Source organism: Bartonella sp. B35(2025) (assembly GCF_053794465.1).
Map to the genome: position 1 here is coordinate 88,709 of NZ_CP200035.1, position 12,587 is coordinate 101,295.

Below are 12,587 nucleotides of genomic sequence, written 5' to 3' on the forward strand. Positions count from 1 at the left end.
AATTATCTGAGTCAAAAAAGAAACAAAGAAAAGATAAAAGGTAAGATAGATGGTGCGTGCGAGCGGTATTTTGTCAGATAACGATATACAGGCTTTGATTGATAATGGTATTCTTAAGGCTTTGTTTCCTTTTGATGCGGATCAGATACAACCAGCAAGTCTTGATCTTCGTTTGGGAGATAAAGCATATCGTGTACGTGCTTCTTTTATGCCGGGGCCTAATACAAAAGTTTTGGATAAACTTGAACAATTAAAATTACACGAATTTGATTTGCAGGATGGAGCAGTTTTAGAAACAGGTTGTGTTTATATTGTTCCTCTTTTAGAAAATCTGGCTTTACCAAAAATTTTATCTGCAGTTGCTAATCCTAAAAGTTCTACGGGACGATTAGATATTTTTACACGTGTGATTACAGATAATGCTCGGGAATTTGATAAAATTTGTGCAGGCTATCATGGTCCACTTTATCTTGAAATTAGCCCACGTACATTCCCAATTTTGGTGCGTACCGGTTCATATTTGTCTCAGCTTCGGTTTCGTAAAGGACAAAGTTATTTAAATGAAATCGAGTTGCACGCTTTACATAAAGAAAAAGCGTTGATATCGGATGATTTTCCTAATATTAGTGATGGTGGTATTGGGATTTCCATTAATTTAGAAGGTGATGAAAATGGGCTTGTAGGTTATCGTGGTAAACACCATACAAGTGTTATTGATATTGACAAACGTGCTGTTGCTCATGTTTTAGATTTTTGGGAACCTCTTTTTGATCATGGTCAAAGGGAATTAGTTCTTGATCCTGATGAATTTTATATTTTAGCTTCGCGAGAAGCTATCTGTGTTCCTCCGCTTTATGCAGCTGAAATGATACCTTTTGATCCTTTAGTTGGTGAATTTAGAGTGCATTATGCAGGTTTTTTTGATCCAGGATTTGGGCATATAGAGGCTGGTGGAAAAGGAGCAAGAGCCGTTTTAGAAGTGCGCAGCCATGAAGTTCCATTTATTTTGGAGCATGGTCAAATTATTGGCCGTTTAGTATATGAGCACATGCTTAATCAACCGTTGGTACTTTATGGGAACGATGCTGGATCACACTATCAAGCACAAGGATTAAAGTTGTCTAAGCATTTCAAGTAAATTTAAGGATATTGGCTTTGATTTTGATAAAGTATATCTGTTGAGGGGTGTACTTCAGTTTTTCATGGATATGATACCATAGCAGTTTATGTGTTTTTCCAATTAATATGTAAGGTTGGGTACTATCGCTTGCTCTATTCTTAGAATTTCAGTGGATAATATTATGAATTTTATCTTATATTAATATCATTAAAGCGCAGATAAATAGGTTTTTAATTACAGTGAAGCAACAGGATTTTTCAAAAAAATAAAAAAATCTAATTTAGCATTGTTCATAGATTTTTTTAATATATCAAATTTTTGACCAAAGTGTTACTTTAGATAAGTTTATTGGGTTACTTCCAGTGTATATAATTAATTTATAGTGCATCTATAAAATTATTTAATCAAAGTAGAAATTTTTATGTTAATACATACTGATATTTAAGACTTTTTTAAATTTCCTACACGAATCATAAACATATGTCTTTAAAATTTGTTGAGCAGGGAATTTGCTAAGTTTTGGATACTGATGTAAGAGGATAAATGTATACATTCAATAAGTTATCTCTAATTGAATCTACCTTTTTTGTTTTAATGGAGATGGTATGGGTTTAATAATTGGTAGTATACTTTTACAAACAGTGATATGAGGTATTTTTTCAGGAAGGCATAACTTTAAAAATTAGAAAATGGCTAAAACAATATTTCTTGAAAGAAAATCAATCATGAAGGGAACACTTCAATTCTTCTAGATACATATTAACAATGTATGTATTTGTATGTTGGTGATTAAGGTGGGGAAATATTAGTTTTTTAATCTAAAAAAGAGAAATAAAGCCATTGTTTTTACTGGTTAATTTTTTTAGTTGCAATCGCTTTTACTTGAATCTACAGAATGGAATCTTCTTTTGGAGCATCTAATAAAGATGCGTGCAGGTTAGGGTTTATTGATTTTATGATATTTTCGCTTTTCATTAAAGAACAATGGTACCGTCATGATTATTTCCTCAACATTTGATTACCGTAGAGCAGCAAAACGTCGTCTTCCCCCTTTTCTTTTTCACTATATTGATGGTGGAGCTTATGCTGAGGAAACTATGCAGCGTAATTGTACGGATCTTCAAAAACTTGCACTTCGTCAAAGAATTTTGCAGCAGGTTGGTGAAGTTGATCTTTCAATTAAGCTTTTTGATCAAATATTTGGTCTACCGATTGTACTTGCACCTGTTGGTTTAACCGGCATGTATGCGCGTCGTGGTGAGGTAAAAGCTGCGCGTGCAGCAGTAGCAAAAGGCATTCCTTTTACACTATCCTCGGTTTCAGTTTGCCCTATTGCTGAAGTGCAGGCAGAGGTTGGAAGTTCATTTTGGTTTCAGCTTTATGTTCTCAAAGATCGCGGATTTATGCGTGATGTTTTAGAGCGGTCTTGGTTAGCTGGTGTACGTACATTGGTTTTTACAGTTGATATGCCGGTTCCTGGTGCGCGTTATCGTGATGCTCATTCAGGGATGTCTGGACCGTATGCTGGATTGCGCCGTATTTTACAGGCTGTTCTTCATCCACATTGGGCTTGGGATGTTGGTGTTATGGGGCGTCCACATGATCTTGGAAATGTTTCGACCTATCTCCAAAAAAAGATTGTATTGGAAGACTATATTGGTTGGCTTGGTGCAAATTTTGATCCATCAATTGGTTGGTCTGATCTACAATGGATTCGGGATTTTTGGAAAGGAAAAATGATTTTGAAAGGTATTCTTGATCCACAAGATGCGCGAGAAGCGGTACAATTTGGTGCTGATGGTATTGTTGTTTCCAATCATGGCGGGCGCCAACTTGATGGTGTATTGTCAACTGCACGAGCATTGCCAGTAATTGCAGAGTCTGTAAAGGGTGACTTAGCTATTTTAGTTGATTCTGGTATTCGTTCTGGTCTTGATGTTATACGCATGATAGCACAAGGTGCAGATGCTGTCATGATTGGCCGTGCTTTTGTTTATGCTCTTGCAGCAGCAGGTGAGAAAGGTGTTGCACACCTCTTGGATCTTTTTGCTAATGAAATGCGGGTAGCTATGACATTAACCGGTGTACGCACAATTAAAGAAATTACCCACGAAAATTTAGCACGTGCAGATGCTTTTGTTTGATAAAGAAGTGTTCCCATGCTTTCTTTTCGGAAAAGGGAGTATTTTTTATTGAATATAGAAAGAATACAATTTAATCTAATTTTTGGTACTTTGTTTTTTTAGCATCCTTAGTAATTTATGATGCTTTTAATGGTTATGGGCAATTTACTTATTATCGTATAGGGTGCAGGACTGTTCATATTCAGTATGCAATTTTATCGATGATTGGAGGGATTCAACCATCACGAATTATTCCCTTCGTGCTACAATGCCCTCTCCAAAAAAGGGGATGACGGTCTTCTTTAACGTTTACAAATGACGGTGTGGCCAGATGATCATGGAGAATGGGAATGGGTTGATAGAGCACCAGATAATGAGGTAAGGAGAGCCTATGAGGCACTGTTTCGTTCTTTTTATGAGAATCCACTCGGTTCTCCGGAACACCCCCATATTATGCGTTTTTCCTCCAAAACTCAGGACTATTTTCGTGAATGGATGCAAGTCATTCATAAAAAAGTGAAGAGTGAAATATACTCTTCTGCTCTGGAATCGCACATACTGAAAATACCAAAGACTATAGCAAGTCTTTCACTAATTTTTGAGTTGGTTACAGGAGGGAGTGCTAAAATTGAAGTTGTCTCCCTTGAGAAGGCTCTGCGATGGGAGAAGTATCTGTTGAGCCATGCAAAACGACTTTATGCATCAGGGAATATGTTTATAGAAGAGAATGCACGATTAATCCTGAAACGTCGTACGAAGCTTCCTTGTGTTTTTACTTTGTGGGATATTCACCAGCGAGGCTGGAGCAATTTAGTGAAACATGAGGATGTCCAACATGCTTTGGAGCTTTTGTATCATTTCAATATCATTCGCGAAAAGCCAGATACTAAAACCTTGATGAATGGTCGACCGAGTGTATACTATGAATGGAATCCGATGTTGTGTGATAATGATAATACAGCGTAGATTTTATTCCTTAAGAAAAGTTCTTACCAAAAAGATGTGTTTTAAAAGAGCCAAATGCTATTTTGTCTTTCATGCTTAAGATAGCAGAAAAAAATCTCTTTTTGGTTATTACATGAACCCTCAAAACCTTCAAAAATACCTAAATGGGATTTTGAGGGTTATCATTTGAAGCATGTTTATAATTTTTTATAAAACTTTTTATTTAAATCTGCTCTTCATTCTTGTTTAAATTATTTTGTTTCATCTTTACGAAGAGCACTTTCTCTTATAACACCTCTAATCTTTGAGGAGCCATCCGATACAAGGAAAAAAGCGATAAAGGCTGGAAAGATAAGGGATTGAATTTTACCATTTCCCTCATACTAAAATAAGATGAACCCAATTTCAATAAGGAAACTATCAGCAATAGGAATGGAGCTATTTTCCTTCTTAAGGTGAAATACAGATACTGAATATGATTGCAGTCATTTCATATTAATCAAAATTGTTATTATGATAATAATAAAAGTAAGAGGAAAAGCTTGTAAATGACTTTTGAGCATTATTCTTTTAAAGAAATCATAATGTTATTGCTTGTAATGAATAATAATACAATTAATCAAATATCAAAAATCAGTGGATATAAATCTCTATAATGTTTTAATGTAATATTCAATTTATATATAAATTACGATAGTTAATGATATCTTTTGATGAGTGTAAAAAAGATTTATATGAGTAAATTTGAGAAGAAAACCAAATGATTTCCATGAATTTGGATATTGTGCAGTGCTTGTGGCCTGTTGAAAGTATTTTTACAGCTTATCACCCTCAGTTTTAGAATCTACAAAATCATAAACAATTCACTAAAGTTTGGCATTAAAGGGTTGTAGCTATGCAGGATAAATATAGGTTTACTGGTAAACAAATAACACATTATGATAACGGAAAGTATTACAAACTGTATCAAATTCAAGCTCTCAGAAATTTTAGATATGTTGACAAGGGAGCGATAGGGGGCTGGATAGAAAAAAGCAGCAATTTAAGCCACGATGGCAGTGCTTGGATTTTTAATGATGATAAGGTTTACGGCGATGCTTTTGTTAGTCACAATGCTGAAATTTCCGGTGATGCTAAGATTTCCGGTTGTGTTGTGCTTTCAAATAATAGTGATGTTGTATTTACAAATTAATCCAAAACTGGGGTTTAAGTGTTTTTGGTCTCTTTATAGTGATCGTAATCATCGTCTGGATTTATAGTTTACGAGGAAGAGAAACAAAAAATCGAATAAAAACTAGCTGATTAGATAGTTTTACATCTTACTTTAAATATGATTTTCAACGGATTGTTCTCGAAATAAGGTATCATTGAAAATATTATTTTTATTATTTTGTTTATCATTGCTGCTGTTATCGGTTTAATAATAGCTTGGGTAGCAACTGCGGTGATTTTAAGTAGTGGAGCATCATTTATTCTTGCGTTGGGATTCAGTTATTATTTTTGGAATTTTCAAGGGGTACTTGCCCTTTTAGGTATCGTAATTGTTGGATTGATAGCTCAGAGCATATGTAAATAATCATATTAAGATATTCTATCAAATATTTTGTTTATCTCCCTTTCAAACCTTTTTCAAGTCACGCAAATATTGCGTGTTAGATCTTACACAAATACTGGTTTTTCTAGAAAAATTTGATTATAATTTTTTTACGCTAGGATGGGGTTATTTTCCCCAGAACAGTGCGTAAATTTAACCTTAATTGACGGATAGCTTATGCCTAAAAATATCGTTGCTCTGCCTTGTGTTCAATTAAATCAGAACAAAGATAATTCTTCTCACAAAATGGTAAAAAATTCTAAATCTGTTGATATTCTCGCGTCTTGCGAAGCGGAGAGTAGCTATAAGTCTCATAGACCGATACCATCAGGATTTCGCTTGGGAAGAAATGGTGGTTTATTAACCAGTTGGTCGTACCAAAGGAGACCGTTCTCCCATCACAAGGCGAGGGATGTATAAGCTTGTTTTAGAAGCTTTAGAACGCAATGGGAAGGATGGTACACTTAAATGGCTCCAAAGGCTTTCTCGTGATCATCCAGCAGTCTATGCTGCGCTTTTTGCTAAGGCCATGGAAATCGATGCAAAAAAGATGGATAAAGAAGCAGCTTTTAAAGTAGTGACTCAACCTGTGACTGAGATCAAGATTCTCCCCTTTACTTCACAAATGCCTCTGCACAAAGACCAGTGAGGCGTATAAAACTTTGAGACAGGATTATACTTAAGTTTTCAAAGGCTGAAATCGATTTTATTCTCAGATATGGTTAAAAAAAAATTATAAAATACCTAAAATAAGAACCCTCAAAACCTTCAAAAATAATTAAATTAGGAGAGGGACTGATTTTGAAGCTTATCATAAATATTTTTCATGTTTTTACAAGATTATTGATGCATGAAATCAAATTGTATAATTTTATGATGTTTCGTTCTTTAATCTGAAAAAATCAGCATCAATCTTTATTATTTTTTGAGATATCCTCAATTCTCATGTTTTGTTTATAATTTTGAGTGAATATTTGATCTTAAAACAATGATATAAATTAACCCAAAGATTCAACTGTTGTTTTGTGAATTTTTTTTACTTATTTCAAAATTCTACAAAATCTTTTATGAATCCAATTTCACTAAGAAAGTTGAGATTTTATCGAACAATACGATCAGAGTTTACACATAATTCATTGCAGAAATTTAATCAAGTAATCCTGTAGAAGAGAATTTTTATAAATAAATACATGATATCTGAGTCATGAATTTTTTTCGTGAATTAAGTTTTTTTGCTTTGCTAGTCTACCCACAGCATTGACAATATCTTTAATTGTTTTTTATCGAGAACCATGTGTTTCGTTTTCAATGTGTACAAGAAACATCTATGTCTTTTTATTATATAAAAGCTTTTTTCAGAATTTAGATTGATTGAAGTGATGTTACTGCATGATCTCGATAAGGAGATCCATGAATTAAATTTCTAGAAACTCAGAATACAATGGCGCTACTGATGTGAAGCGTTATTGTTCTTCTTACTTTATTTTTTACGAGATGACTTAAAAATAAAGCATTGTTATCTCTCCAAATAGGATTGAAATATTTTATCAATTATTAAAAGAGCTATCTTAAAATCATTCCATCATTATAATCAAATTCATAACTACTATACATAATAGTTAATATAATTTGCAAAATTATGGCATGCACAAAGCTTATTATTCACGCTTTGCTGCTTTAAAATATTCAAATAAAATTGTGAATATAAATCCATTTAGTATTATATAAAAATATATTATTTGATAATGAATGACTCATTATCATAAACAGGATTTGCTATTTGTAAGTGATTTGATGGAGGCGTTGTCTCATTTTCGTGAAAAGGTGCTAACACCACGTAATTAGAGCATCAGCTTCAAAATAAGAATCAATACTTACGGAATAGTTGTTCTTAATTTTACTTCGAGAAGTATATGAAAAAAATATCTTTTGTTTTAACGATTTTGATAGGAAACATCTTGGCTTCAAGTGCTGCTTCGGCTGAAACGGTGCATGTAAAATACCACGGGGTGGTGGACTTAGATAATTTCCAGTGCCAGTCTACAATTAGTTCATTTGTCCACCGTATTTGTTATCAGCCGCAACAAAATTATGTCGTGGTGCTTTTGAAAAGCACTTATTATCATTATTGTCGAGTTCCTTCCTATGTCGTAGAAAATTGGCTGGTTTCACCTTCAAAAGGTAGATTTTATATTCGAAATATTAAGGGTAATTTTGATTGTCGGCTAGGTGGAATACCTAATTAACTCATGTGTAAAATACCATTATCAAAGGAAATATATCCATAAAAAAATTGTTTGCTGTTTTTGTGATTAAATAAACTTATTATAACTTCAAAACGAAATAACGGAGATTTATTTTTGACTTAAGTGCGGATTTAAAAATAATTAAATAAGAGTTTTGAAAATTTGTATAATAATCAAAAAGAAATTTTTGAAATTGCTGCTTTGAAAGAAGGCTCAGGAGATAAAGTTAATGTATTTTCCCTTACGAAACGTGTTATTGGCTATAGCTATTATATCGCAAACCACGGCGTTTGTGTCATGTTTGAGCGTAAGGAGTGCTTGTGCTTCAGAGGTAGAAAATGAGTTTCTTCCACATTATTTTGTTTATGGTTCTACACCTGATCCACGTTTAGAAGAATATGATAAAGTATACAGAAAATATGTAAAGAGGGAATATGCGCCAGGAGAACATGCAAGGAAGCTAAAAATAGCGAGGGAGTATATGAGTGCGCGAGGTCATAATAGCTATTTTTTAGTTTATGATGTTTCAAGAGATCGCCATTTAATGTTTTTTTCATGCAAAATATCTCAAGCTATATTGAATACTAATATAGGGAAGGTTCTGCGCAGGGATTTTGGTTGGAGAGATTTACATTTTAATTGGCTAAGCACCGCAATTATTTCAGAAGATCAAGAGCTCATGCAATCTGTAGAAAAGTACATGGTATCTTTAGGGTATAACGTAGAAAATGAAAAACGTCGTGTGATTTATGATATGCAGCACAAGCCAGAGTGGGCTCGAAAGCATCCTAATTTTTGTTTAGATATGAAAGAGGTTCACAAAATAATGATGCCGGAATCCAAAAAAGATATTCGCTAGACAAAGAAGATTTTTTGATCGACTCACGTCAGGTTAATAAAAAATACAGAACTGAAAATCGTTCTAAGAATAATTGCTTATTTTCATGGTGGTAATATTTTTGAGCACTCTTGTAGTGGTTATGAGTTTTAATGCAAAATGATTATTATGACACATAATTAATAACTAAAGTTGTATATGTTACATAACTATGTTATTGATATTTATCATTATAAAACAAAAACTTATCTTTAATAAATTATCAAATTGTAAAAATAATTGTATATTAAGTTGTTATTTATTTGAATAAATAAAGTTCGTTTTGTATATCCCACCTCTTATAATTCTGAAAATAAGAGATGGGTGCCATTATGAGTGCGTTAAGGGAAATACTTTCAAAAATACGTGAGCGTTCAAATAAGCCACATGATTGGGAGAGAGCTTTTTAGGAACTCATGGTGAAGTATTTTCAGAAAGATCCCCGCTACAAAAATCGTTACAGCAAGGTCCTATTTTATAGTGATTGGGTTGATTAGTATGGGGCGAGGCTTGGGATAGAATCGAGACAAGATACAGGCATTGATCTTGTTGCTGTTACAAAGCGTGATGAGCAGTTTCATGCGATTCAGTGTAAGAATTATCGGGAAGATCACAGCATTCAAAAAGGGGATATTGATAGTTTTTTACAGCGTCAGGCAAGGAATATTTCCGGCACCGTATTATTGTTACAACGACAGATGTTTCTTGGTCTAAAAATGCTGAGGCTTCTCTGGAAAAACAAAATCCTCCTGTTACGAAGATTACCTTACAGGATTTAGAGAAGAGTTCTATTGATTGGTCTCAGTATCTTAAAGATGGCAGGCTCAAGCGTACACCCCAAAAAGAGATTCGTCCCCACCAAAGAACAGCGGTTGATAATGTTGTCGAGGGATTAAAAGTTTCTGATCGTGGTAAATTAATTATGGCTTGTGGAACAGGGAAGACTTTTACATCTCTCAAAATAGCTGAGCGACTAGCCGGAAAGAGGAAAAGGGTTCTCTTTTTGGTTCCCAGCCTTGCTTTATTAGATCAGACGTTACGTGAATGGAGCCAAGAGGCGCGTATTCCGCTGACGAGTTTTGCCGTTTGTTCAGATAAAACTGTTGGGAAGAAGAAAAAAGTGGATCAGGCTCATGAGCTTTTCTATCCTGCAACCACGAGTGCTGATGATTTGGTGGAAGAGTTGTTTTCACAGCATCATGATGAGGCAATGACTGTCATTTTTTCGACCTATCAATCTATCGATGTAATCCGTCAGGCTCACTATCATGCTAAGAAGCCTCTTCCAGAATTTGATCTTGTTATTTGTGATGAAGCACATCGGACAACAGGGTGTACTTATTTCGGTGATGAAGACTCTAATTTTGTTCGTGTCCACGATAATGACTATATTCTTGCGAAGAAACGACTTTACATGACAGCAACGCCACGCATCTATGGAGACAAGGCAAAAAAGAGGGATGACGTTGAACTGTATTCGATGGATGATCCTTCATGGTATGGGGAGACGTTACACACCCTGACTTTCTCTGATGCTGTTTCTTTAGGCTTGTTGTCCGATTATAAAGTAATGATTCTAGCTGTTGATGAAAGGCATATTAATCGAACATTACAGTCAGTTTTTGCAGATGCGAATAATTCGATCAAACTCGATGATGCTGCAAAAATTGTTGGTTGTTGGAAAGCTCTTGCAAAATATGGAATCTCTAAAGAGAAAACTGTTTCTTCTCATCCGATGCGCCGTGCTGTTGCTTTTTGTCAAGTAATTGAGCCTCAAAAGGAGACTAAGACGCACAAGGTCAGCTCAAAGCTTATTGCTAAACATTTCCAGAGGGTAGTCGAAGTCTATCAAAAACAAGAAAAACATGATTTACTGGAAAATAATCCTGCTGCAAAAATAAATCCTGTTCTCTCTATGGAGTGTGAAGTAGAGCATGTCGATGGCTCCATGAGTGCTCACGACAAAGAAAAATTACTCAATTGGTTAAGAGAACCAATCTCTCCAAATGAAAATTGCTGCAGAATTCTCACCAATGTGCGATGTCTTTCCGAAGGTGTGGATGTTCCTGCTCTCGATGCTGTAATCTTTCTAACCCCTCGTTCTTCTAAAGTAGATATCGTTCAAGCCGTGGGATGTGTCATGCGGAAAGCAGAAGGAAAACAGTTCGGATATGTCATCTTGCCGGTTGTTGTACCAGAAGGATATGATCCAGATAAATTGTTAAGAGAGAGTTCTTATAGAGTAGTCTGGGAGGTTTTGAATGCTTTGCGATCTCATGATGATCGTTTTAATGCAACATTGAATCAAGCTAAATTTAATGATTATGCTCAAGACAAAATAGAAGTTGTTGCGGTCACAGACACAATCCATAGAAAAAGCGCGGCTTGCAGAGATGGATTAGATCATGGACAAAATTCTTATATCTCTAGCGTTGCTGCCCATGTTGGACAAGGTGTGCTGGATCTCTTTGGCGAGGAATTTGAACGGGCTCTCTATGCAAAAATTGTCGAAAAATGCGGCAATAAACGCTATTGGGATGATTGGGTCAAGGATATTGAAAAAATTGCACAAACCCATGTTAATCGGATTAAAGCTATTCTAGAGAATGAGAAAAATGTCAAAGAGAGAACAACTTTCGATACATTCCTCAAAGAAATGCGGCAGAATATTAATGAAAGCCTTGGTGAGGAGGAGGTCATCGAGATGTTAGGGCAACATCTGGTGACAAGGCCTGTATTTGATGCTTTGTTTGAGGGAGATAATTTTTCTCAAAAAAACCCGATCTCTCAAGCAATGCAAAAGATCCTCGAACAGATTGATAAATATGGTCTTGAGAAAGAGCGTGATACCTTGCAGAAATTTTATGATTCCGTTAGACAACGGGTAAAAGGGATCGATAATATTGAGGGAAAGCAGGAGTTAATTAAGGAGTTTTACGAAAAATTCTTTCAAGGTGCTTTCCCAAAAATGTCTGAACGACTAGGCATTGCGTACACACCAATCCCAGTTGTTGATTTTGTTTTGCATTCCGTTGAGCATATTTTCAAAACGGAATTTAAGAGCAGTATGGCTGAGGATAATGTCCATATCATAGAGCCTTTTGTTGGAACGGGAACCTTCGTTACACGGCTGTTGCAAAGCGGCATTATCTCTGAGGAAAGACTCCCCCCAGAAGTATAAGCGGGAAATCCATGCCAACGATACTCTTTTGTTAGCCTACTACATCGCTACAGTGAATATCGAAACGGTTTATCATAATCTGCTTAAAGAGAGAGAAATGCCAAAAATGCACCTGAAGCTGTTAGTAAATGAACAGCATTTAGAGCAGGGGGGAAGTAATGGGATCAGCGCAGAGTCACTTTCTTATACGCCATTTGAGGGGATTTGCTTGACCAACACATTCCAGCTGTCTGAAGATAGTCATTGTCTTGAGGGCATTTTAGCGGAAAATAATGAACGACGAAAGAGACAATTTAATCTTCCGATTACGGTTATTGTGGGTAATCCTCCTTATTCTGCGGGACAAAAGAGTGAAAATGACGGAAATAAGAATCTCAAATATCCCCAATTGGACAATCGGATTGCAAAGACGTATATAAAAAGTTCTCAAAGCAAGGGATTAAAGAGATCATTATACGATCCTACATTCGTGCCTTTCAGTGGAGCTCGGATCGTATAGCC

Annotated in this window: 9 protein-coding genes and 1 pseudogene; all 10 read left to right on the plus strand. The window is 35.2% G+C overall.

All coding sequences use genetic code 11. From position 1 onward, the window contains the following. The first annotated feature begins 49 nt into the window (after positions 1 to 49). The 10 genes and pseudogenes from V4P56_RS00390 to V4P56_RS00435 all read left to right on the plus strand — a co-directional run bounded on the left by V4P56_RS00390 (position 50) and on the right by V4P56_RS00435 (position 12,585). Positions 50 to 1,138, plus strand: coding sequence for a 2'-deoxycytidine 5'-triphosphate deaminase (locus V4P56_RS00390; RefSeq protein WP_455482139.1), 1,089 nt, complete (start codon positions 50 to 52; stop codon positions 1,136 to 1,138). Between the two features lie 977 nt (positions 1,139 to 2,115). Next, complete coding sequence (lldD, locus tag V4P56_RS00395) at positions 2,116 to 3,264, plus strand: FMN-dependent L-lactate dehydrogenase LldD (protein ID WP_455482140.1); 1,149 nt, start codon at positions 2,116 to 2,118, stop codon at positions 3,262 to 3,264. A 294-nt stretch (positions 3,265 to 3,558) separates the two neighbouring features. Next, a complete protein-coding gene (locus V4P56_RS00400; protein ID WP_455482141.1) occupies positions 3,559 to 4,209 on the plus strand; it encodes a DUF3987 domain-containing protein in 651 nt (216 codons plus the stop codon). Between the two features lie 874 nt (positions 4,210 to 5,083). Then, positions 5,084 to 5,380, plus strand: coding sequence for a hypothetical protein (locus tag V4P56_RS00405; protein WP_455482142.1), 297 nt, complete (start codon positions 5,084 to 5,086; stop codon positions 5,378 to 5,380). Positions 5,381 to 6,194: 814 nt separating this feature from the next. Beyond that, positions 6,195 to 6,431 carry a hypothetical protein gene (locus V4P56_RS00410; protein WP_455482143.1) on the plus strand — a complete coding sequence of 79 codons (237 nt, stop codon included), beginning with the start codon at positions 6,195 to 6,197 and terminating at the stop codon, positions 6,429 to 6,431. Positions 6,432 to 7,791: 1,360 nt separating this feature from the next. Beyond that, entirely contained in the window at positions 7,792 to 8,028 is a 237-nt protein-coding gene (locus tag V4P56_RS00415; protein ID WP_455482144.1) for a KTSC domain-containing protein, read from the plus strand. 256 nt (positions 8,029 to 8,284) lie between these two features. Next, positions 8,285 to 8,887 carry a hypothetical protein gene (locus tag V4P56_RS00420; RefSeq protein ID WP_455482145.1) on the plus strand — a complete coding sequence of 201 codons (603 nt, stop codon included), beginning with the start codon at positions 8,285 to 8,287 and terminating at the stop codon, positions 8,885 to 8,887. Positions 8,888 to 9,444: 557 nt separating this feature from the next. Next, positions 9,445 to 10,991 (plus strand): annotated as a pseudogene (locus V4P56_RS00425) (restriction endonuclease); the annotation flags it as partial. A gap of 54 nt (positions 10,992 to 11,045) precedes the next feature. Continuing rightward, positions 11,046 to 12,086 (plus strand): hypothetical protein, encoded by a 1,041-nt coding sequence (locus V4P56_RS00430; RefSeq protein ID WP_455482618.1) that lies wholly within the window; start codon positions 11,046 to 11,048, stop codon positions 12,084 to 12,086. A 97-nt stretch (positions 12,087 to 12,183) separates the two neighbouring features. Next, positions 12,184 to 12,585: a hypothetical protein gene (locus V4P56_RS00435; RefSeq protein WP_455481706.1), complete on the plus strand. Its 402-nt coding sequence runs from the start codon at positions 12,184 to 12,186 to the stop codon at positions 12,583 to 12,585. Positions 12,586 to 12,587: the final 2 nt, after the last annotated feature.

Coding starts and splice junctions, on each gene's coding strand:
- V4P56_RS00390 (WP_455482139.1), top strand. CDS start 50: ATGGTGCGTGCGAGCGGTATTTTGTCAGATAACGATATACAGGCTTTG.
- lldD (WP_455482140.1), top strand. CDS start 2,116: ATGATTATTTCCTCAACATTTGATTACCGTAGAGCAGCAAAACGTCGT.
- V4P56_RS00400 (WP_455482141.1), top strand. CDS start 3,559: ATGACGGTGTGGCCAGATGATCATGGAGAATGGGAATGGGTTGATAGA.
- V4P56_RS00405 (WP_455482142.1), top strand. CDS start 5,084: ATGCAGGATAAATATAGGTTTACTGGTAAACAAATAACACATTATGAT.
- V4P56_RS00410 (WP_455482143.1), top strand. CDS start 6,195: ATGTATAAGCTTGTTTTAGAAGCTTTAGAACGCAATGGGAAGGATGGT.
- V4P56_RS00430 (WP_455482618.1), top strand. CDS start 11,046: ATGCGGAAAGCAGAAGGAAAACAGTTCGGATATGTCATCTTGCCGGTT.
- V4P56_RS00435 (WP_455481706.1), top strand. CDS start 12,184: ATGCCAAAAATGCACCTGAAGCTGTTAGTAAATGAACAGCATTTAGAG.